Origin of the sequence: Allocatelliglobosispora scoriae (genome assembly GCF_014204945.1) — a bacterium.
GTDB lineage: Bacteria > Actinomycetota > Actinomycetes > Mycobacteriales > Micromonosporaceae > Allocatelliglobosispora > Allocatelliglobosispora scoriae.
Genome location: NZ_JACHMN010000003.1, coordinates 2,207,368 through 2,228,559, shown reverse-complemented (window position 1 = coordinate 2,228,559; position 21,192 = coordinate 2,207,368). Strand labels below are relative to the sequence as shown.

Below are 21,192 nucleotides of genomic sequence, written 5' to 3'. Positions count from 1 at the left end.
TGCCGCGGCACCGCTCTATTGTTTCGAGTGTGTTTACATTCGCCACCCGCTCGCGCCGCACGCCGGACATCGGACCGGCTGATCACGGGTGCGCGCGGTGAGGCCCCAGCTCTATGTCTGCTGCCCGCGCTGCTCGCTGGTCGGGCCGCCGGAGCGGCTCGACTACACGATCGGGGTCCTCGGCGAGAACGTCGACTGGGACCAGCCGGTCGCCTGGCAGTGCGCCCAGTGCGGCCACGAGGCCGACATCACCGAGGGCGACGTGCTGCCCGAGGAGAGCAGCTGCGCGTGCGGGACCTGCGGCCGGGCGGTCGAGTGCCCGGCTGACGCGATCCGGGTCACGTGCATGGGCTGCGGCTCGACCGGGCCCGGACCGGCCGCCGCCGATCCCGAGGTCGCGGCCCACCTGCGGGCCGTCGTGGGCCTGCACGCCATCGAGCTCCGGGTACGCGCGGCGCTGCCGGACCCGCACCCGTAGATGACACCTTTGTCATCTGATCTCCCCGTCATTGATGCGGGGCGCGCCGCCTCATAGCCTCGAAGGCAGCGGACCACCGCGGCCTCCTCCAGGGCCACCGATGGCTGCCGCGCCGGGATCGGGTGACCCGGCGCGGCTGCCGTCGGCTCGCCAGCCCTCAGGCTGTCGGCATGTAGAGGCAGGTGTATTCGGACCAGCTCGAGTAGCCCGCCGCGTTGATGGCGATGATGTGGAAGCACGTCCACAGGCCCGGAGTCAGGCCGTTCCAGTCGTGCCAGGGGTGGTTGCCCGGCTCCGAGTGCGTCTCCACGGTGGTGTCGATCCAGAAGCGGTCCGCGGTGCCCGAGTTGTCCTGCCAGGTGATGTGGACGCTCGTGGGGCTGGTCGCCGTGACGACCGGCTTGCCCGGGGTGGCCGGCGGTTGCGGCGGCGTGCCGGCCGCGGGGGTCGCCGCGCAGCGCGGAAGGCTGCGCGGTGAGGAGCCGCTGCCGTTGACGGACTCCACCGTGAAGCAGTGGGTCGTGCCGGGGGTGAGGTTGACGAACGGCACGGCGAGAATCCCGCCGCCGGCCGACTGCACCGTCGATCCCGACCGGATGAGGAAGCCGCTCTCATTGAAGGAGCGGTCGGCCCAGGACACCATGACCGACGTCGGGCTGGTGGCCCAGACCTGCAGGTCCCCGGGGGCTATCGGAGGCACCGCCACGCAGGCGTTGGTGATGTAGCCGTTGCGGGCCGGCCGCGCGTTGCCGTAGTCGTCGTAGAGACCGAAGCGCTTGTCGGCGAACCCGAAGTCGGTCAGGGTGAAGAAGGTGGCGGCGGGGATCTCGGACTTGTGCTGGGCGATCCTGCTGAACGCGTCGATCAGCCACTGGCACTGCAGCGGCTCGTTCATGCCGCCGTCGCCGACGGCCCAGCCGAACTCGGTGAGGTAGAACGTCGCCTTGACATCGAAGTCCAGCAGGTCGTCGTAGAGATCGAGGAGGAAGGTCTCCATGTCGACCGGGCTCAGGTAGGGATGCATGCCCAGGCCGTCGATCGCCTCGGCGAGCGAGGCGTAGTGCCCGATGCCGTTGACCCCCATGCGCGTGTCCACGTCGAGCAGGTAGGCGAGGACCGCGTGGATCGTGTCCGGGCTCGCGAGCAGCCCGCCGGAGATGACCTTGTCGATGTTGCCCGGCCGGTTGCAGGAGTCCACGGCGAAGGACGCCGCTTCCAGCAGGTCGCCGTAGGCCTGGGCGGTGATGCCCGCCTCGACGCCGGGCGGCATGTTGGGCTCGTTCCAGACCTCCCAGACGTCCACCTCGAGATACCTCGCGTCGCACGCGGCCGCGTAGATCTGGTCGCCGTAGCGCTGGGGCGAGACCCCGACCGTCCCGCCCCACACGAAGTCGTGGCTGAGCAGGCCGATGATCTGGATCTGCGGCGCCGCCGCCCGGATCGCGGCGAACAGCTGCTGGTATGCGGTGGCGAGCGTGGCGCAGTAGGGCTTGGCGTGGTCGCTGTAGTCGCCGCCTGCCCCGCGCAGGTCGATCCGGACCCAGGACGTCTTCGCGAGCACACCCGGGTCGGCGAGGAACCGGATCGTCGCCGGGTTGCGGCTGCAGTTCTCCACGTTGAGCGCCTGACCGAACTGGATGCCCTTCTGAACCGGCGCCGCGGCCTCGGCCGGTGCCGGACCGACCGCGACGGCGAGGGGCACGAGCAGCGCGACGACGGCGAGCCGACGCAGCGCGGGGCGCCATCTGCCGCGTCGCACGCGATCCATCAGGGGGGTACGCGATGGCATGGGGTGATCCTCTCGCCGGGGACCGGACGGCTCGCCCGGTCGTCCCCCTGTGATATCGAGCCGGATCATCGCGAACAACCCGCAAATCTGCACCGGATGGCGGGCGGGTGCGGCAGGGGTGACTGCCGCACCCGCCCCGTTCGGAGCTACTGCTTCAGGAAGGTCTGCGCGGCGGAGCCGTTGCAGTCCCAGATCTGCAGCCGGGTGCCGTTGGCGGTGCCGCCGCTGGGCGAGTCGACGCAGCGGCCGGACTGCGGGTTGCGCAGCGAGCCGTTCGGCTGCGGCAGCCACTGCTGCGCTCCGCTGCCGTTGCAGTCCCACAGTTGCAGCACGGCGCCGTTGGCGGTGCCGTTGTTGGTGATGTCGAGGCACCGGGCCAGCGACCGCAGCGTCGAACCGTTCCAGGTCCAGCGCTGGTCCTGCGAGGTGGTCTGGCAGTCCCAGAGCTGCACGGCCGCGCCGTTGCCACCGGTGTCGTCGGCGGCGACATCGACGCACTTGCCGCCGGGGCCGATGATCGGCGTGGCAGCGGTCGCGCCGCCGCCGACCCGGAAGAGCTGCGCGGCGGAGCCGTTGCAGTCCCAGATCTGCAGCCGGGTGCCGTTGCCGGTGGCGCCGTTGGGCGAGTCGAGGCAGCGGCCGGACTGCGGATTGCGCAGCGTGCCGTTGGCCTGCGGCACCCACTGCTGCGCGCCGCCGCCGTTGCAGTCCCACAGGTGCAGCAGGGACCCGTTGGCGGTGCCGTTGTTGGAGACGTCGAGGCAGCGGCCCAGCGTGGTCAGGGCGGTGCCGTTCCACGTCCAGCGCTGGTCGACGGCGAAGCCCTGGCAGTCCCAGAGCTGCACGGCCGTACCGTTGACGCCCACGTCGTCGCCGGCCACGTCGACGCACTTGCCGCCGGGGCCGTTGATCGGCTGGCCGGTCACCGGCGGCGGTCCGGTGTTGAGCGCCTTGGACGCCGCGATGATCTGCTGGTTCGCCGCCCGGACCCGGGCACCGTCGTACTTCAGCACCTGCCGGTCATAGGTCCAGAACCCGTTGACCTCGCCCTCCACGTCGAACGGCTCGGTGTAGACCAGCGCGCTGAGGCCCCGGGTGTACATCAGGTTCGTCGAGGAGGTGATCAACCCGACGAACCGGTCGGTGATCGACTGCATCGAGGTGTGCAGCTCGTAGACGAAGAAGTTGCCGTTCGGGCTGTACTCGTGCCCGGGGGTGCGCAGGCCCAGCCCGCCGTACTCCCCCAGCATCGCCACGCGGGTGCCGGTCGGGGTCGGTGAGTCGGGGCCGACGTAGGCGTGCCAGTCCTGGATGTCCCCGGCGTTCGGGTCGCCCTTGGAGTTGCAGCAGTTGTAGCCGCTGTGCGGGTTGACCAGCCGGGTCGGGTCCTGGGCCTTGACGTTGTTGGCTATCCGGGTGGTGTCGGCGAGGTTCCACTCGCCCCAGCCCTCGTTGAAGGGGACGTAGACGACGACCGACGGCGCCGACCGGTGCTCGTCGACGATCTCGCGCAGCTCGGTCTCGAACTGCGCGTGGTCCGCGGCGGTGCCGGGCACCCCGTGCATCGCCGGCATGTCCTGCCAGACCAGCAGTCCGAGCCGGTCCGCGTGGTAGAACCAGCGCTGCGGCTCCACCTTGATGTGCTTGCGGACCATGTTGAAGCCGAGGTCCTTGATCTTCTGCAGGTCGCTGGCGAGCGCGGCGTCGGTCGGCGCGGTGTAGAGGCCGTCGGGCCAGAACCCCTGGTCGAGTACGCCGTTGTGCATCAGGAACTGCCCGTTGAGCGTCGGCATCAACCGGCCGTTGACGATGGCCTTGCCGACCTCGCGCATCCCGAAGTAGTGCATCGTCTGGTCGACCGTGGTGTTGGCCGCGTTGCGCAGCGAGATCCGCAGGTTGTAGAGGAACGGGTCGTCCGGCGTCCACCGCCGCGCGCTCGGCACCGGCACGCTGAAGTCGGTGAAGGCGCCGGTCGCCGTACCCACGACGGTGGTGCCGTTCAACGCCTCCGCGAGCACCGAGTGGCCGGTGACGTCGCCGCGGGTGAAGACCCGGACCCGCAGGGTGTTGTTGCTGAGGTTGGGGTAGAAGTCGACGCTGTAGATCGACGAGGTCGGCGTCGGCTCCATCCAGACCGTCTGCCAGATGCCCGACGACGGCGTGTACATGATGCCGCCGGGGTTGCGGACCTGCTTGCCCCGGGCCGGATTGGCGCCGTTGACGCCGGAGTCGGACGGGTCGAAGGCCCGCACGATCAGCTCGTTGGTGCCGCCGTTGAGCTGCGGGGTGATGTCGAACTCGAAGCGGTCGTAGCCGCCGGTGTGGCCCCCGACCTGCACGCCGTTGACCCAGACCGTCGCCTGCCAGTCCACGGCGCCGAAGTGCAGCTGCACCCGACGTCCGCTCCAGGCGGCCGGCACCGTGAACGTACGCCGGTAGAACAGGTAGTAGCGGTTGTCGTTGGCGGGGCGCTTGATCCCCGACAGCGCCGACTCCACCGGGAACGGCACGTTGACCCGCTCCGGCAGCGTCTGACCGAAGACCGGGTTGTCGTTGGTCGTCGACTGGCGGAGCTGCCACTCGCCGTTGAGGTTCTGCCAGTCCGGCCGGGTCATCTGCGGGCGGGGGTACTCCGGCAGGGGCGTGCCGTTGAGCGCCTGCGCGGTCCACGGCGTGGTCAGCGGGGACGGCTGAGCCGGGGCGGCGGTGGCGGGCGGTGCCCCGACGGTCACGCCGGTGGCGGCGAGGAGCAGGGTGAGGGCACCGACGAGGGTCGAGCGCACGAGGCGCCGTCGATGGCGATCTTGTCGCATGGGGATCTCCTTGGCAGGGGCGGGACGGGCTGCGAAAGAGCGGGGATCGGCGTGCCGGGTGGGGCGGCCAGGGCGGGCCGCGAGGTCCGGCGCGATGCTCTATAACGTTATTTGCCGCCGTTAATAGATACACGCGAAGATATGCCGATGTCAATAAGTAGAGGTGTGCCGGAATCGGGCAAGATCGTGCAGTTTCCCGGAAGGAGTCCCCTCGGAGTGGGCAGGTAGGGCTTGTTTCCGGGAAACAGCACGATCTTGCGGGCGAGCCCTTAGTCGTGGGGAGCCCAGTGGGTGGGGGCGTCCGGGCGGTGCCACGTCGCGCCGTCGGCGGTCACCGGCTCCCAGCCCTGCTGCTCCGGCACGGCCGGCCGGTGCGAGCCGCCCCGCCCCGCATCGTGCGAGGAGTCGGGCGAGGACGACCGCGACCGCACCGACACGAGCGCCGCCAGCGCCGTCGTCACCGGCACCGCCGCGATGAGACCGAGTGTCCCGACGATCGCCCGCACCAGCTCCGTCGCGATCATCGGGTTCGTCAGCACCTCCCCGCCCGGCGTGTCGCTGTCCGCGATCAGCAGCATCACCGGGAGCGACGCACCGGCGTACGCGAGGATGATGGTGTTGATCACCGACGCGATGTGGGCGCGCCCCACCCGGGCCGCGGCGCCGTAGAGATCGCGGAACCCGTAGTCCGGGTTCGCCCGCGCGAGCTCGGTCACCGTCATCGACTGGGTGACGGTGATGTCGTCGAGGACGCCGAGCGCCCCGATCAGGATCCCCGCGAGCAGCAGCCCCTGCATGTTGACGTTGGAGCTGAGCTGCAGATACATCGAGCTGTCGTCGGCGACACCGGTGAGGTGCACCGCGCTCACCGCGACGGCGGAGAGCACTCCGGTGAGCGCGAGCGCGATCAGCGTCCCCGCGACCGCCACCGAGGTGGTCGCCGAGAGCCCGTGGGTGAGGTAGAGGACCGTCAGCATGATCGCCGCCGCGCCGACGATCGCGACGAGCAGCGGCGGCTTCCCGGCGAGGATGGCCGGGACGATGAACCAGAGCAGGATGCCGAAGGTGATGCCGAGCCCGGCGAGCGCGGTGAGCCCGCGCAGCCTGCCGAACGCGACCACGGCCAGCGCGAACGCGATCCCGAGCACCCACAGCGGCGTCGACCGCTGATGGTCGGCGATCTGGTAGGGGTCGCCGAAGGTCGCGTCGGGGAGATACTGCAGGACCACGTCGTCGCCCGCGTGCACGATCGGCGCACCCGGCCCGGCGGGCAGGTCGACGTCGATCGTGGTCCCGGCGTCGGGTCCGTCGCCGAGCCGCACCGAGACGGTGCCGCAGGGTCCGAGCTCGATGCCGGGCTCCTCCTCGGGGACCTGCGGGCACGCCTGCTCCACGATGGCGAGGACGACCCCGTTGACCTGCTGGTATCCGTCGGTCGGTGCCTCGCGCTGCACCGGCGGCGGCCAGAGCCAGGCGAGGGCGGCGATCGTCAGCAGCACCGCCGGGATGAGCACGGCCAGGGTCACGCGCAGGCCGCGCCGCGACGGTTCGATCGGTGCGTGTGTGTGGCTGTGACCGGCGCCCATCAGCAGACCCTACCGGTCGGGCAGCGCGCCGAGCGAGGCGATCAGATCGGTCGCGGCGGCGGCGTCCGGCACCGCCTCGACCAGGCAGAGCTGCCGCCGCACGCCGGTCCGCGCGGCACTCTCGGCGAGCCGCTCGGCGACCTCGGCGGGCCGCCCCACCGGGTGGTGCCGCAGCATCGCCTCGACGTGCTCGCGCGGGTCGCGCGCCGTGCCGCCCGCGATCCGCACGGCCTCCCCCATCCCGGCCAGCCACGCGGGCAATGCCGCGCGCAGCTCGCGCTCCCCGGTCGCACGATCCTTCGCCGGGTACGCCACCCGCACCCGCGCGTGCCCGCCGCCGTCCGGATCGTGCCCTTCGGCTTCGGCGACCTCCCGCCACCGGCGCACCACCCCGGCGACCTCGTCGTCCCCGGCCTGCACCCCGAGCAGCAGCGGCAGTCCCCGCCGAGCCGCGAGCTCCGCCGACGCACCCGAGGTGACGGCGACCATGACCGGCACCCCCGGTACGTTCGGCACCACGGCGAGCGGCGGGAACCGGAAGAACTCGCCGTCCGCACCGACCGGCGAGACACCCGAGACCCGGCTCAGCAGTACGTCGAGGGCTTCGGCGAACCCGCGCTCGTAACGCTCCGCTCCCCCGCCGAGCAGCTCGGCCTCGATCCACGGCCCGCCCCGCGCCACCCCGAGCACGAACCGGTCCCCGCCGAGCGCCCGCAGCACCGACGCCTCCTCGGCGAGGGCGACCGGGTGCCGGGCGGAGAGCACGCAGGCGGCGGTCCCGATGGTGATCCGCGCGGTGGCGGCGAGCAGGTGCCCGGCGAGCAGCGTCGCCGACGGGCACTGTCCATAGGAGACGAAGTGGTGCTCGGCGAGCCAGACCCCGCCGAGCCCGGCCGCCTCGGCGGCGCGGGTGTGCGCCAGCGCGGCGGCCGGACCGAACCGGCTGGTCAGGAACGCGTCCAGGGGCACGCCCGGATCAGCGATCGGCGAGGTGCAGCGCCTGCGGTCCCAGCACGAAGCCGGGGTCGACCTGCTCGCTGAGGTCCTGCCCGGTCTTGGCGCTGGCCCAGGCGCTCGCGTTGCGCAGGTGGAATTCGACGCCCTGCCGGGTGTAGAGCTCCCAGTCCTTGACGCAGCCGTCGAGGGTGGCCCGGATCAGGTCGAGGGCGGCGGCGTTGGCGGGTTCGAGGTCGGCGATGGGCCGGGCGACGCCCCGCTCGGCGGCCTTGATGAAGTCGGACCGGCCGACCCAGGTGAGCAGGTCGTCGCCGACCTGCTCGCGGAGGAAGTCGACGTCGGAGGCGTCGTCGACCTTGTTGCCGACGACGTGGACCCGCACGCCGAAGTCGCGGGCGTAACCGATGTACTGCCGGTAGACGCTGACGCTTCTCACGGTGGGCTCGCAGACGAGGAAGGTCGCGTCGAAGCGGGTGAACAGGCCGGAGGCGAAGCTGTCGGCGCCGGCGGTCATGTCGACGACGACGTACTCGTCCGGCCCGTCGACGAGGTGGTTGAGGAGCAGCTCGACCGCGCCGACCTTGGAGTGGTAACAGGCGACGCCGAGGTCCTCGGTGGCGAAGGGCCCGGTGACGGCGAGCCGGACGCCGCCGACGTCGCGGACGAGCGCTTCGTAGATCGGATTGGGCCCGGCGACCGTGAGCAGTCGCGACCCGGTCCCGGCCGGGGTCGTCTTGACCATGGCGTCGGCGCTCGCGATACGCGGGTTCGCCCCCCGCAGGTACTCCTTGATCATGGGTAGCTGGTCGCCGAGGGCGGGCAGCATCACCGCCTCGTCCTCGGGTGCGCCGAGGGCTGCGGCGAGGTGCTGGTTGATGTCGGCGTCGATGGCGAGCAGTGGTGTGGTGCCGGGTCCGGCGGCGCCGATGCGCCGGGCCGTCAGGGCGGCGAGGGTCGTCTTGCCGCTGCCGCCCTTGCCGACGAATGCCATTTTCATAATGAACTTGATAGTCGTTTTCAGAACGAGAGTCCAGCGCGACGCGCCCGGCCCTCCCGACGCAGCTCGGCGGCGTGCGTGTGCAGCGCGGCCTCGACCTCGGCCTCGGTGCCGTCGGCGTCGATCACGGTGAATCCGGCGAACTCCGGCAGCGCACGATAGGAGGCGTCGAAGGCGCGCAGGTAGTCGAGCGGCTCGGTGTCGTAGCCCCGGGCCTCGATCCGGCGCTTGGCGCGGACCGGGTCCACGGCGAGGAAGCAGACGAGGTCGGGGGTGGGGAACAGCGCGTAGAAGAAGCGCGTCAGTCGGCGGCCGCGATCACCCCGGGCGGCCATGACGGCGAACTGGCAGTAGGTGTAGCGGTCCATCACCAGCGTCCGGCCGGTGAGGCGGGAGACGAGCAGCGCCCGGGCGATGGCGAGCCAGCGGACCGTCGCCTCGACGAACGCGAACAGGATGCGGCCGAGCAGGTCGATGCCGTCGGAGCGGCGCAGGCGGCGGGCGATCCGGTCCACCTTGAGCCGACCGCCGGGCGCCTTGAACGAGATCGCCGGGGTGCCGATCATCGTCAGCCAGGCGGCGAGCTCGCGGGCCTGGCTCGATTTGCCCGATCCGTCGATGCCGACCAAAGCAATGATCACGGGATGGGCCATGTCAGCGACGATAGCCGCGCTGTTCAACCCCGGCGAAATCCCGACGGGTGACGCGCCCGGTCACCGCCCCCGGTCGAAGGCCGTCAGGAACTCGACCAGATCGGCACTGAGCTGCTCCTTGTGCGTGTCGGTGAGGCCGTGCGGCGCGCCCGGATAGACCTTCAGCTCGGCACCCTTGATCCGCTCCGCCGAGGCCTTCCCGCCGACCTCGAAGGGCACCACCTGGTCGTCGTCGCCGTGCACGACGAGCGTCGGCACGTCGAAGGCGTCGAGGTCGGGCCGGAAGTCGGTGGCCGAGAAGGCGGTGATGCACTCCAGCGTGTTGCGGTGCCCGGCCTGCATGCCCTGGCTCCAGAACGAGTCGCGCATGCCCTGCGACGGCTTCGCGCCGGGCCGGTTGCCGCCGAAGAACGGCCCGTCGGCGAGGTCTCGATAGAGCTGCGAGCGGTCCGCGAGCGACCCGGCCCGAAGACCGTCGAAAACCTCGGCCGGTACGCCACCGGGGTTGTCCTCGGTCCGCAGCATGAACGGCGGCACCGACGACACCAGGACGGCCTGGGCCACCCGCTGCGTGCCGTGCCGCCCGATGTAGCGGGCCACCTCGCCGCCGCCGGTCGAGAAGCCGATCAGCGTCACGTCCCGCAGGTCCAGCGCCTCGATCAGCGCCGCCAGGTCGTCTGCGTAGGTGTCCATGTCGTTGCCGTCCCACGTCTGCGTGGAGCGCCCGTGCCCCCGCCGGTCGTGGGCGACGGCCCGGTAACCGGCGCTCGCGACCGCGAGCTGCTGCGCCTCCCAGGAGTCGGCGTTGAGCGGCCAGCCGTGGCTGAAGACGACCGGCCGGCCGCTCCCCCACTCCTTGTAGTGGATCTGCGCGCCGTCCGCTGCCGTGATGAACCCCATGATCGTTCCCTTCGCCGGGGGACACGGACGGTCCCGCCGGTTACCAGCCGATCATCAGTGGGCCGCCCGGGCACGGCGAATCCCCGAATCAGGTGCCCCGGACATCCCCGGCGGCCTCATCCCCGGCGCCCTCGCTCCCGGCGGCGGTCAGCACCCCGGCCAGGAAGCGGTCGACCACGGCCAGCTCGGCCTGGTCGAAGGCCCCGGCCACCTCGGCGATCCGGCCCATCAGCGGGCCGAAGAACGCCCAGCCCAGCTCCGTGGCGCTGGGCTCGACCGTGAGCAGCACCCGCCGCCGGTCGGCGGTGTCGCGGTCCCGCCGGACCAGCCCGAGGCGGGCCAGCCGGTCGACGAGGGCGGTCACCGACGCCGAGTTGAGCTGGAGCTGCTCGCCCAGCCAGCCCGGTGTCGCGGCGATGCCCTCGCGATCGGCGTCGAGCAGGCTGATGATCGCCCGCAGATCGGTGGTGTGCAGCCCCTGCGCCGCGGCGAACTCCGCCCCGCGCAGGTTGAGCGCGACCGTCACCCGCCGGAGCTGGTGAATCGTCCGCATGGTGCCCTCGTCGATCATCCGACTTCCCTCCGCCGCCGCAGGCGGTCTATTATCTCGATCATCAAGATAATAGACCATCAAGACACCTGGGGGAATGATGGACCCGTACCTCACCGCCTACGACGCCGTGCTGGCCCGCTGGCCGGTGCCGGTCGAGCGGATCGACCTGGCCGGCCGTTTCGGCACCACCCGCGTCAACGCCTGCGGCGACCCCGACGCGCCACCGCTCGTCCTGCTCCACGGCGGCGGGGCGACCTCCACCGTGTGGTTCGCGAATGTCGGAGCGCTCGCCGCCACCCACCGGGTCTACGCGATCGACCTGCTCACCGACGGCGGGCGCGGCAGCTACGACGGGGACAAGGTGACCGGCCTCGCCGACCTGATGGAGTGGCTCGGCGCCACGCTCGACGGCCTCGGCGTGCGGCAGACCGGTCTCGTCGGCCACTCCTACGGCGCCTGGATCGCGCTGCGGTTCGCCCTGCACTCGCCGCAGCGGGTCAGCGGACTCGCCCTGCTCGACCCGACGAAGTGCTTCTGCGGGCAGTCCGCCCGATACGCGCTGCGGGGCGCCCGGGCCCTGCTCGGCTCACCGGCGCGGATGCGGGAATTCCTCGCCTGGGAGGCCGGCGGACGCACCATCGACCCCGGCTGGCTGGAGGTGATGGCGGGGCGCCCGGGTGGGCGTACCGGTCTGGTGTGGCCGAAGCGGCCAGACCCTGCGGTGCTGCGCGCGCTGCCGACCCGTACCCTCGTGCTGCTCGCGGAGCGGTCCCGGCACCATGACGTCGCAGCGGCGGCACAGGGTGCGCGGCTGCTGCCGGACGTCGAGGTGGTCGTCATCCCCGGCGCCACCCACCACACCATGCCGACCGAGGACGCCGACGCCCTCAACGCGGAGCTGACCAGGTTCTTCGCCCCAGCCTGACTCCGCTGTGCAGCTCGCGCACGTTCCGGGAAATCACCCTTACCTGCGTGCAATGATCGCGTTCTTTCCCGGAAGTAGTCCCCTCGGAGCGTGTCGGAAGGGCTTACTTCCGGGAACGAGCACGATCTTGCGCGACGGCGGCGGCGACGGCGACGGCGGCAGCGACGGCGGCAGCGCGGTCAGCTGAGCTCGACGTAGCCGTCGGCCAGCTTCGCCGCGATGAGCTTCGCGGCGCGGGCGGCGGCCTTCGCCTCGTCGGTGAAGTTCTCCACGCGGACCGTACCGAGCGCCCCGGGCTTGCCGGAGCGGGTGGAGACCACCCCGAGCCCCGGGTCGGCGAAGATCGACCAGGCCCTGGCCGGTGTGCCGGGCACGCGGAGTTCGAAGGCACGCCGCTCCGCCTCCGGCCGCAGCGGCTGGCCGTAGCGGAGCTGCGCGGTGACCGGCGCGGTGGCGAGGACCGCCTCGACGAAGATGCCGAGGAAACGGGTCGCGAGCAGCCACGACAGGGATTTCTCCCACCAGAAGTCCTGCCGGGCGTCGGGGAGGTGGGCCATGACCCGGCCGTCATCGGCGGCGCGGTCGTCGAGGACCGTGACCGGGGTGCCGTCCGCGAGCTCGACCAGCACGTCGAGCCGGGCCAGCGCCGGTGCGGCGGCCGCCGCCGCGGCCGGGCGCAGCCCGTCGAGCCGCAGCCGGGCCCACTCCCGCAGCGCGGGCCGCCGCGTCGGCACCTCGGCCGGGCCGAGCAGCCGCATCCCGGCACCGCCGAGCGTCCAGGACGCTCCGCCGACCTCCCGCCAGAGCCCGGCGAGCGGCTCCGGCAGCGGATGCTCCCGCCCCGGCAGCGAACTACCGTCCAGCGCACCACCGGGCCGCGAACCGCCGTCCAGCGAGCCACCGGGCAGTGAACCACCGTCCAGCGCACCACCGGGCCGCGAACTACCGTCCAGCGCACCACCGGGCCGCGAACCATGCGGCCGCGGATCACCAGGCAGTGAACCATGCGGCCGCGAATCACCGGGCAGCGGATCACCGGGCAGTGAACCACCGGGCGGCGCGGCGTCGGAGACCGCGGGCTGGTCCACCGTGACCGCGAGTCCCGGCAGTTCCGGGGTGAAGCCGTGGCTGGTGAGATATTCGGCGATCTCGGTCAGGGCGCGGACGTGCCAGGCGGGGTCGCGGGAGTCGTCGCGGACCCGGTCCCGCAGCCACTCGGCGAGCATCATGTCCTCGGGCACCCGGATACGGGAGGTCCACTCCAGACAGCCGAGGCTGGCGTTGCGGTCGCGCATCGCGGTGAACTCGGCGTCCTGGTGTGCCGCGACCGCCTCGGCCTGCGTGGCGAAGGGCGGCGAGTCACGATCGATCCGCCGGTCGAAGAGCGTCAGGTAGGAGCGCCCGTCGGAGTTGTACCCGCCGTCCGGCAGCGGCGTGTAGTAGCTGCGCTGGACCGCGCCCCGGCCGGGGACATACCAGGGCGTGGTCTGGGCCATCCCGTCGGCGACGGCACTCGCGACGAGCCGGGCGAACGCGTCGGCCGCACCGGCCACCGCGGGGAAGACGAGGCCGAGCTGGGTTCCGGCGCTGTTGTCGCGGCCGAAGGTGACGGTGACCCGGTCGTCGAAGCGGATCACCTCGGTGAAGTGCTCTGCCTTCGCGTCCCAGCACAGCGCCCGCTCGCTGATGCCCGTGGTGCCCGCCAGGAATTCGGCCATCCGGCCGTGGCCGACCGGTCGCGGGGTGAAGGTCAACGGGGCGATCTCGAAGCCGTCGAAGCGGTGCAGGCCGCCGTCGGGGTCGAGGAACCACGCCTCGCCGCTCTGCCGGTCGTGCAGGACGCGGTGCGCCACCACGGCTCCGGCGATGACGCCGAGGTCCCGGTCGGAGATCGCGAGCCGGGGACGGTCGGCCCGGCGGTCGGCGGCGCCCCGGTCCAGGAGCTTGCGCCGTTTCGCGTCGGCGGCACCGGTGACGACGGCGAGCAGCAGCTTCGCGGTGGCGGGTTCGTCGAGGGGGTTGCTCCAGCTCGTCCCCCGGGCGTGGTTGTCGGGCTCCAGCGCCGGTTCGGCGATCGACTCGGCGAGCGCGTGACCGGCGCGGACGAGGTCGAACCGCTGCGCGGCGAGCGCCGCCTCGACGCCGACGACGAGGGCGTACTTGAAGAAGCGCCGGTCGACCACGGGCTCCGGCACGGGCCAGGTGACCAGTTCGGCGAGGAGCGTGACCTTGGGCGCGGCCTGCTTGACGAAGTCGGCGAGGGCGAAGGCGTAGCAGCCGGCGGCCTGCCCGTCGCGGCGTTCCCGCAGCCGGTCCAGCACCTGCGCCTCGGTCTCGGCGCCGAAGACCTCGCCGAACGCGTTGCCCATCCGCCAGTAGGAACGCCGCTCGGTGAAGAGCCGCTCGACCAGGGCCGCCCGCGCACCGGGGGTGCCGAGGCCGCGGACCGCCGCGTAGAGGTTGGCGACGACGTCCTCGATCAGCGTGTCCTCGTTCTGGCCGTGGTCGAGCACCCGGCCACCGCCCTTGACGCCGGCGGCGTAGCGGTCGGCGTACACCTCAAGGGCATTGATCAGGAAGGACTCGGCACCGGCGTGATGGAAGCGGTAGAGCTGGTGTCCCGCGGCGTTGCGCGCGTGGATGTTCGGGTGCGACAGCTTCGTGTCGATCATGGCTTGAGCGGCGCGGACCGCCTGCTCCGGCGCGAGCCGGGGCACGATGAAGGTCTCCCGGGTGAACGGGTTGAAGAGCTCGCTCCAGAGTGGATCGATGACCGAGCGGCCCGCGGGCAGCTCGGCGAGGCGCATCAGCGCGTCGAAGACGGCCGGTTCGTGGGCGACCGGGGCGAGGGCGTGCAGCAGCCGGTCGGACTGGTCCTCGGCGTTCATCGTGGCGAGGAAGTCGGCCTCGTCCGGCTCGGCTGCTGCGCCGAGCAGCCCGAGCAGCACCGCGACGTGCGGGTGCTCGGCGGAGTCGATGCCCGCGGCGAGCGAGTCGACGACGCTGCCGTGCTCGTCGTCGGGGAGCCGGGCCAGGCCGCGGGCGATCAGCTCGCCGCGGTCCGGATCGTCCGACGCGAGCACCTCGTGCACCGCCCAGCTCATCACCTCGGCCGGGTAGTCCTCCAGCCCCGACCGGAAGAGCACCCGCCGCGCGATGACCCGGCGCAGCTCGGGGTCGGTGACCTCGGCGCGGGCGGCGGGTTCGGCGGTGAGCCGCTGCAGCACGGCGGCGGAGGCCTCGGCAACCCGTGCGGCGGCCGTCAGCTCCGCCGGGGCTGTGAAGATCTCCCGTCCGGCGAGCTCCTGCGCGTGCAGGGCGAGCAGCAGGATCCGCCGGTGGTGCGGGTCGGCGGCGAGCAACGGCCGCACGGCGTCGGCGAGCGCGTCGCCGTCGCGCATCAGCGGGTGCAGCTGCCACAGGGTGTGCATCACCCACGGCCAGCTCTCGGTGCTCGCCGTGGAGTGCCGGGCGGTGTCGTCGGCGTGCGCGCTCGCGGCGGCGCCCGACCGCTCGTCGAGCGTCGCGAGCAGCACCGATCGTCCGAGCCCGACGGCGAGCCGTTCCCCGACCGCCCGGGCGTCGGCGTCGGCGAGGTCGCCGCCCGCGAGCCCGGCCCGGATCTGCTCCACCTTGACCAGCGGCAGCACCTCCGGCGCCATCTCCAGCGACGCCAGCGCCACCCCGGCCTGCTCCGTGGGGCCCTCGGCTCCCGCGTAGAGCACCGCGAGCGACCGCCGGGCCCGGAACCCGGGCACCACCGCCACGTCGCCCGCCGCCGGCAGGTCGCCGAAAACACCTCTAAAAGCCACCACGAGGGGTACGCCCACCCCGCCCACCTGCTGCGTCAGCCGGGACCGGAGCTCGACGCGACCGAGCATCGCGGTGTGCAGCAGCCAGTAGACCGCCAGGTGCGGATCGTCGGCGGTCAGCGGCAGCTCCGCCTCGAACGCCTTGACCTCGGCGGCGATCGTGGGGAAGACCGACCGCAGGTGCCCCATCGCGCTGCGGACCAGCTGGTCGTCGTCCTGCGTCACCCGGCCCTGCCGGTCGCGCATCGGCTGTGCCAGCAACCACACCAGCCACTGGTACCGCTCCGCCAGCTCCGATGTGGACGGCCCGACCGATTCGACACCGTTGCCGAGCCCGCCCTGGTAGGCGTCGCGCAGCTCGCTCTCGTCACCGCCCTGGCCCACCTCGTCGCGGAACGCGGTCCAGTCGGCGAGCGTGTCGAACCGGGCGTAGAGCTCGCGGGTCTCGTGGTCCTGCCACCAGATCCGCCCGTCGCCGCGCAGGTCGAGCAGCGTGTAGTTGTCGCCCTCGTCGTCGAGCACGACGAACCCGGCGAGTGTCTTGTCGATCGCCCCGAAGTAGGCGTAGTTGGTCGCGAGATGCGCCTCGACCAGGTCGTCCACGTCCGGCGTCGTGAGACCCTCGCTGACGGCGGCGGCCGTCTCGGCGGTGACGGTCAGGCCATAGAAGCGGCTCAGCACAACGGTTCCCTTCGGCGGTATCGCTGGCGCACCCTACCGTGCCCGGATCAGCCCCCGACCCACACCACCCACCGCAACTCTTGAAGAGTTGGTGTTATCGCCCCCCGGCCACGTTTTGCAGCAAAGCGTGCCCTCGCAACGCCGAATGAGCACGCTTCGCTGCAAAGCGTGGCGGAGGGCTGGCCGTCGAAGCACCAACTCTTGAAGAGTTGCGGCGATCGTGGGGCTAGGCCGACGGAGCGGTGAGGACGAACGCTTCCAGCTCGGCGCCGTCGTACCACCGGTCGGGCTGCGGGCCGAGCGGCGACATGCCGAGACGGCGGGTGACCGCGACGGACGGGGCGTTGCCCGGGCGGACCACGGCGAAGATCTCCGGTACGCCGGCGGCGAAGGCCCGGTCGACGGCGCTGCGAGCGGCCTCGGTCGCGTAGCCGTTGCCCCACGCGTCGGGGTGCAGGTGCCAGCCGACCTCGATGTCCTCGGTCGTCGCGCCGCCCATCCCCGGCATCGGGATGACGAGCACGGTGCCGACGGCCTCGCCGGTCGCGCGGACCTCGATCGCCCAGATCCCGAAGCGGCCGTCCGCCGATCCCCGGGCCCGCCAGCGGCGCACCACCCCGACCGCCTCGGCCGGATCGGTCAGGGCCCGGGGCGTGGCGCCGAGCCAGCGGGCCACCTCCCAGCGCGACAGCATGTCGAAGATCCGCTCGACATCGGCCGGCTCCTCGGTCCAGTCCCGGATGATCAGCCGGTCCGTCTCCCACAGCGACATGCCGCGAATGCTAGCTCTGCGCGGTGGCGAGCAGCGAGGCGTGGGTCGGCGCCAGCGGCACGTGCGCGGGGCGCAGTGCGGCGAACTCGCGGCGCAGCACCGGTACGACCTCCTCGCCGAGCAGATCGAGCTGCTCCAGCACCGTCTTGAGCGGCAACCCGGCATGATCGACGAGGAAGAGCTGCCGCTGGTAGTCGCCGACGTAGTCCCGGAAGCCCAGCGTCCGGTCGATGATCTGCTGCGGGCTGCCGACCGTCAGCGGCGTGTCCCGGGTGAACTCCTCCAGCGACGGCCCGTTGCCGTAGATCGGGGCCTTGTCGAAGTAGGGGCGGAATTCGCGCACCGCGTCCTGGGAGTTGCGCCGGATGAAGACCTGCCCGCCGAGGCCGACGATCGCCTGGTCGGCGCCGCCGTGACCGTGGTGGGCGAAGCGCTCCCGATAGAGCGCCACCATCGACTGGGTGTGCTCCTTGGGCCAGAAGATGTGGTTGGCGAAGAACCCGTCGCCGTAGAAGGCCGCCTGCTCGGCGATCTCCGGGCTGCGGATCGAGCCGTGCCAGACGAACGGCGGCACCCCGTCGAGCGGGCGCGGCGTCGAGGTGAACGACTGCAGCGGGGTGCGGAACCGGCCGGCCCAGTCGACCACGTCCTCGCGCCACAGCCGGTGCAGCAGGGCGTAGTTCTCGATCGCGAGCGGGATGCCGTTGCGGACGTCCTGGCCGAACCACGGGTAGACCGGGACGGTGTTGCCCCGGCCGAGCATCAGGTCCACCCGGCCGTCGGCGAGGTGCTGGAGCATCGCGTAGTCCTCGGCGATCTTCACCGGGTCGTTGGTGGTGATCAGCGTCGTCGCCGTCGAGAGCTGCAGCGTCGTCGTCCGCGCCGCGATGTGGCCGAGCATCGTCGTCGGGGAGGAGGGTACGAAGGGGCGGTTGTGGTGCTCACCGGTGGCGAAGACGTCGAGGCCGACCTCCTCCGCCTTGAGCGCGATCGCCACCATCGACTTGATCCGCTCGTGCTCCGTCGGCTTCTCGCCGGTGGTGGGATCGAGGATGATGCTGCCGACGGTGAAGACCCCGAACTGCATGAACCGCTCCTGACTCGGCGAACCCGCGGGCGAACCCAAAGGTTCGAGGCTACTCCCAGTCGAGGCCGAGCAGCAGCTCCATGAAGCGGGCGAGCGTCGTGGCGGTCGCGGCGAGGCGGTGCTGGGCCAGGTCGGTGCCCCACCGGGCCTCGAAGGTGCCCTCGGTGTCCCCGGCGTAGACGGCGACCCGCTGCGTGCCCAGGGTCACCCAGGCGATGCGCCGGTGGGCGGTGCCGAAACCCAGCCCGTACACCGTGTGGAGGTGGATCTCCTGGCCCGCGGCCGGGACGTAGGCGGTGAAGCGCTGTGACGCGGTGATGATCTCGGCGCCCGGCACGGGGCGCCAGTGGGCGGGGAGCGCGAGCGGCACGGGCGGCGGCGCGGCGGCGGCGCGGGCGGGCTGGCCGAGCAGCGGCAGGCCCGCGCTGACTCCGGCCGCGGTCCGCGCGATGAGCTGCTGGGAACGCATCCGGGCGGAGAGCGAGGGCTGCATGGGAGGGCTCCATGGGGGCGTCGCACCGGTGTGCCGGATCACGGCACGACCGCTGAGGTGCGGCGGGTGTCGCCGCGGAGCCCGACGCTGCGCTCGGTCCCAGACTGCACCACGTGGAGCCGGAAGGGCACCCCCTCCCATCTTTCGGGATGATTACGCGATCTCCACGACGATCGGGGCGTGATCCGACGGGCCCTTGCCCTTGCGCGCCTCCCGGTCCACATACGCACTGGCCACCCGACTCGCGAGTGGTTGCGACGCATAGACGAGGTCGATTCGCATCCCCTTGTCCTGATGAAACATCCCGGCCCGGTAATCCCAGTAGGTGAACGGATGCGGGCCCTTCATCGGCGTCGGCACGACATCGGCGAGCCCGAGCTCGCGCAGGCTCGCCAGGGCCGCCCGCTCCGGCGGCGTGACGTGCGTGGAGTGGGCGAAGACCGTCGGGTCCCAGACATCGGCGTCGGTCGGCGCCACGTTGAAGTCGCCGCAGACCGCCAGCTCCGGGTGGGCGGGCAGCTCCGCGGCGAGGGCTGCGCGCAACGCCGCCAGCCACTCCAGCTTGTACGCGTAGTGCGGGTCGTCCGGCGTCCGCCCGTTGGGCACGTAGATCGACCACACCCGCACCCCGCCGCAGGTGGCGCCGACCGCACGCGCCTCCGGATCGGGGAAGCCCGGTTCGCCGGGGAACCCCTGCGCGACCTCGTCGATCCCGACCCGGGACAGGACCGCCACCCCGTTCCACCGCCCGGTGCCGTATGCCGCGACCTCGTAGCCGAGCGCCTGCACCTCGGCGAGCGGGAACTGGGCCGTCTTCGTCTCCTGCAGGCAGACCACGTCGGGTCCGACCGTCTCCAGCCACTGCGTCAGCCGGGGCAGTCGGGCGTTGACGGAGTTCACGTTCCAGGTCGCCAGGCGCACCGCCTCACCGTAGTGCGCACCGGTCCCGCACGCGCGGCACCGCGCCCGGTCAGCCGCCCAGGCACTTCCCGCCGGGGATGCCGTTGGCGAGCTCGCGGCCGGAGGTGCCCTGCACCCGGACCGAGGTGACGCCCCCCGCGTAGGCGACCTCACCGGCCCGGTCACAGATCTCCCGCGCCGCGTCGATGTCACTGTCGGCGAGCTTCGTGTCGATCATGACGGTGGTGCACTCGCCGACGACGGTGACCGAGGTGACCTCGGGCCGCTGCACCCGCCGGCCCACCGTGGCCGCGGCACCGCCGCAGGTGTCGGCCGCCCCCGGTCCGCTGCCGGCCGGCGGGGTCGCGGACTCGTCGCCGTCGCCGCAGCCGCCGAGGAACGCCAGCGCGGCGACGAGCACGACCAGACTGATGCGGGGGACCATGCCCGCGAACCTATGCAGCCCAGGCGGACCCGTCAATCCATGGTCGACCACGTGCCCCGCGACCTGGGATAGTGCCAACGGTAAATGTTTACGCGGACGGCACTTTCGCGGTCTTCTCAGTGATCCCCGGCACCATTACCATCGCTTGGTATGAATCTCGAGAAGCTGGCATCGTCCGGCCTACGGAGGCTGGTGGCGACCCTCGGTGTCGCTGTCGTCATTGGAGCGTCCGTGGTGTCCGGGTCAGCTTCGGCGGCTCCGGGCATCACCGTCGCCACCGCGCTGGCCACACAGAACGGCAGCTCCGCGGCGGTGACCGGCTTCATCGTCGGCCAGCCCACCGCCACCAGCACCGTCATCCGCTCCGGTTTCACCGCTGACACCGCGATCGCGATCGCGGACGCGGTGACCGAGACGAACACGGCGCGCATCCTCTACGTGCAGGTCACCGCGGCCTACCGCAGCGCATTCGGCCTGCAGAGCAACCCCGGGCTGCTGGGGCGCTCGGTGACGGTGACGGGCACGCTCACGGCGTACTTCGCCCATGGCGGCCTGAAGGATCCGACCGCGATGGTCCTCGGCGGCACGACGCCGCCGAGCCCGACCCCGAGCCCGACCGGGAGCACCCCGCCCGGCGGCCCCTACGACCAGACCTATTACAAGAACGCGGTCGGCAAGTCCGGTTCGGCGCTGCGCTCCGCGCTGCACACCATCATCAAGGTGCAGACGAAGCTCACCTACGAGCAGGTGTGGGACGCGCTGAAGTCGACCGACCAGGACCCCGCCAACGCCAACAACGTGATCCTGCTCTACACCGGCGTGTCGCAGAGCAAGTCGTCCAACGGCGGCGGTGTCAGCGACTGGAACCGCGAGCACGTCTGGGCCAAGTCGCACGGCGACTTCGGCACGGCGACCGGGCCCGGCACCGACGTGCACCACCTGCGTCCGTCCAATGTGTCGGTCAACTCCACCCGCGGCAACAAGGACTTCGACATCGGCGGCAGCGCGGTCAGCGGCGCACCCGGCAACTACACCGACGCCGACTCCTTCGAGCCCCGCAACGCCGACAAGGGCGACGTCGCCCGCATGATCATGTATATGGCGATCCGCTACGAGGGCGAGGACGGCTGGCCCAACCTGGAGATGAACTCCTCGACCAGCAACGGCTCGGCGCCCTACATCGGCAAGCTGTCGGTGCTGCTGCAGTGGAACCTGCAGGACCCGCCGTCGACCTTCGAGAAGACGCGCAACCAGAAGATCTACGACTCGTGGCAGGGCAACCGCAACCCGTTCATCGACCACCCCGAGTGGGCCACCGCCATCTGGGGGTGACCGCTCCCCGAGGCCGTCG

At 71.8% G+C, this 21,192-nt stretch carries 17 protein-coding genes; 3 read left to right on the top strand and 14 right to left on the bottom strand.

The window, feature by feature from the left end:
• Positions 1–97: 97 nt before the first annotated feature.
• Positions 98–478 (top strand): hypothetical protein, encoded by a 381-nt coding sequence (locus F4553_RS36205; protein ID WP_184845578.1) that lies wholly within the window; start codon positions 98–100, stop codon positions 476–478.
• Positions 479–635: 157 nt separating this feature from the next.
• On the opposite strand, the gene F4553_RS36200 is transcribed toward F4553_RS36205, so the two are convergent.
• The 8 genes from F4553_RS36200 to F4553_RS36165 form a co-directional block, all read right to left on the bottom strand.
• Positions 636–2,237, bottom strand: a complete 1,602-nt coding sequence (locus tag F4553_RS36200; protein WP_184845576.1) for a fibronectin type III domain-containing protein — start codon at positions 2,235–2,237, stop codon at positions 636–638.
• A gap of 176 nt (positions 2,238–2,413) precedes the next feature.
• Entirely contained in the window at positions 2,414–5,080 is a 2,667-nt protein-coding gene (locus F4553_RS36195; protein WP_184845574.1) for a ricin-type beta-trefoil lectin domain protein, read from the bottom strand.
• 269 nt (positions 5,081–5,349) lie between these two features.
• Positions 5,350–6,666, bottom strand: a complete 1,317-nt coding sequence (locus tag F4553_RS36190) for a YibE/F family protein (protein WP_184845572.1) — start codon at positions 6,664–6,666, stop codon at positions 5,350–5,352.
• A 9-nt stretch (positions 6,667–6,675) separates the two neighbouring features.
• The gene (locus tag F4553_RS36185) at positions 6,676–7,635 is read right to left on the bottom strand and encodes an LLM class flavin-dependent oxidoreductase (protein WP_184845570.1); all 960 of its coding nucleotides are present in this window, start codon (positions 7,633–7,635) and stop codon (positions 6,676–6,678) included.
• A gap of 7 nt (positions 7,636–7,642) precedes the next feature.
• Positions 7,643–8,620, bottom strand: a complete 978-nt coding sequence (locus F4553_RS36180) for an ATP-binding protein (protein WP_184845568.1) — start codon at positions 8,618–8,620, stop codon at positions 7,643–7,645.
• A 20-nt stretch (positions 8,621–8,640) separates the two neighbouring features.
• Positions 8,641–9,273, bottom strand: coding sequence for a dTMP kinase (locus tag F4553_RS36175; protein ID WP_184845566.1), 633 nt, complete (start codon positions 9,271–9,273; stop codon positions 8,641–8,643).
• A 60-nt stretch (positions 9,274–9,333) separates the two neighbouring features.
• Complete coding sequence (locus F4553_RS36170) at positions 9,334–10,173, bottom strand: alpha/beta fold hydrolase (protein WP_184845564.1); 840 nt, start codon at positions 10,171–10,173, stop codon at positions 9,334–9,336.
• Between the two features lie 88 nt (positions 10,174–10,261).
• Positions 10,262–10,744 carry a MarR family transcriptional regulator gene (locus F4553_RS36165; RefSeq protein WP_221470620.1) on the bottom strand — a complete coding sequence of 161 codons (483 nt, stop codon included), beginning with the start codon at positions 10,742–10,744 and terminating at the stop codon, positions 10,262–10,264.
• A gap of 79 nt (positions 10,745–10,823) precedes the next feature.
• Between F4553_RS36165 and F4553_RS36160 the strand changes: the two genes are divergently transcribed.
• The gene (locus F4553_RS36160; protein WP_221470619.1) at positions 10,824–11,651 is read left to right on the top strand and encodes an alpha/beta fold hydrolase; all 828 of its coding nucleotides are present in this window, start codon (positions 10,824–10,826) and stop codon (positions 11,649–11,651) included.
• Between the two features lie 179 nt (positions 11,652–11,830).
• Here F4553_RS36160 and F4553_RS36155 read toward each other — a convergent pair whose 3' ends face one another.
• The 6 genes from F4553_RS36155 to F4553_RS36130 form a co-directional block, all read right to left on the bottom strand.
• Entirely contained in the window at positions 11,831–16,144 is a 4,314-nt protein-coding gene (locus F4553_RS36155; protein WP_184845560.1) for a YML083C domain-containing protein, read from the bottom strand.
• A 226-nt stretch (positions 16,145–16,370) separates the two neighbouring features.
• Positions 16,371–16,916: a GNAT family N-acetyltransferase gene (locus F4553_RS36150; protein ID WP_184845558.1), complete on the bottom strand. Its 546-nt coding sequence runs from the start codon at positions 16,914–16,916 to the stop codon at positions 16,371–16,373.
• Between the two features lie 10 nt (positions 16,917–16,926).
• Positions 16,927–18,003: an LLM class flavin-dependent oxidoreductase gene (locus F4553_RS36145; RefSeq protein ID WP_184845556.1), complete on the bottom strand. Its 1,077-nt coding sequence runs from the start codon at positions 18,001–18,003 to the stop codon at positions 16,927–16,929.
• 49 nt (positions 18,004–18,052) lie between these two features.
• Complete coding sequence (locus tag F4553_RS36140) at positions 18,053–18,496, bottom strand: hypothetical protein (RefSeq protein WP_184845554.1); 444 nt, start codon at positions 18,494–18,496, stop codon at positions 18,053–18,055.
• A 153-nt stretch (positions 18,497–18,649) separates the two neighbouring features.
• Positions 18,650–19,417 carry an exodeoxyribonuclease III gene (locus tag F4553_RS36135; protein WP_184845552.1) on the bottom strand — a complete coding sequence of 256 codons (768 nt, stop codon included), beginning with the start codon at positions 19,415–19,417 and terminating at the stop codon, positions 18,650–18,652.
• Positions 19,418–19,466: 49 nt separating this feature from the next.
• Positions 19,467–19,841 (bottom strand): hypothetical protein, encoded by a 375-nt coding sequence (locus F4553_RS36130; protein WP_184845550.1) that lies wholly within the window; start codon positions 19,839–19,841, stop codon positions 19,467–19,469.
• Between the two features lie 150 nt (positions 19,842–19,991).
• On the opposite strand from F4553_RS36130, the gene F4553_RS36125 reads away from it, so the two are divergent.
• Complete coding sequence (locus tag F4553_RS36125; RefSeq protein WP_184845548.1) at positions 19,992–21,173, top strand: endonuclease; 1,182 nt, start codon at positions 19,992–19,994, stop codon at positions 21,171–21,173.
• The last annotated feature ends 19 nt before the right edge of the window (positions 21,174–21,192 follow it).

Bases quoted from the DNA above. Each gene is read 5' to 3' on its own strand.
- F4553_RS36195 (WP_184845574.1), bottom strand. From the start codon at position 5,080: ATGCGACAAGATCGCCATCGACGGCGCCTCGTGCGCTCGACCCTCGTC.
- F4553_RS36190 (WP_184845572.1), bottom strand. From the start codon at position 6,666: ATGGGCGCCGGTCACAGCCACACACACGCACCGATCGAACCGTCGCGG.
- F4553_RS36180 (WP_184845568.1), bottom strand. From the start codon at position 8,620: ATGAAAATGGCATTCGTCGGCAAGGGCGGCAGCGGCAAGACGACCCTC.
- F4553_RS36175 (WP_184845566.1), bottom strand. From the start codon at position 9,273: ATGGCCCATCCCGTGATCATTGCTTTGGTCGGCATCGACGGATCGGGC.
- F4553_RS36170 (WP_184845564.1), bottom strand. From the start codon at position 10,173: ATGGGGTTCATCACGGCAGCGGACGGCGCGCAGATCCACTACAAGGAG.
- F4553_RS36165 (WP_221470620.1), bottom strand. From the start codon at position 10,744: ATGATCGACGAGGGCACCATGCGGACGATTCACCAGCTCCGGCGGGTG.
- F4553_RS36160 (WP_221470619.1), top strand. From the start codon at position 10,824: ATGGACCCGTACCTCACCGCCTACGACGCCGTGCTGGCCCGCTGGCCG.
- F4553_RS36150 (WP_184845558.1), bottom strand. From the start codon at position 16,916: ATGTCGCTGTGGGAGACGGACCGGCTGATCATCCGGGACTGGACCGAG.
- F4553_RS36145 (WP_184845556.1), bottom strand. From the start codon at position 18,003: ATGCAGTTCGGGGTCTTCACCGTCGGCAGCATCATCCTCGATCCCACC.
- F4553_RS36140 (WP_184845554.1), bottom strand. From the start codon at position 18,496: ATGCAGCCCTCGCTCTCCGCCCGGATGCGTTCCCAGCAGCTCATCGCG.
- F4553_RS36130 (WP_184845550.1), bottom strand. From the start codon at position 19,841: ATGGTCCCCCGCATCAGTCTGGTCGTGCTCGTCGCCGCGCTGGCGTTC.
- F4553_RS36125 (WP_184845548.1), top strand. From the start codon at position 19,992: ATGAATCTCGAGAAGCTGGCATCGTCCGGCCTACGGAGGCTGGTGGCG.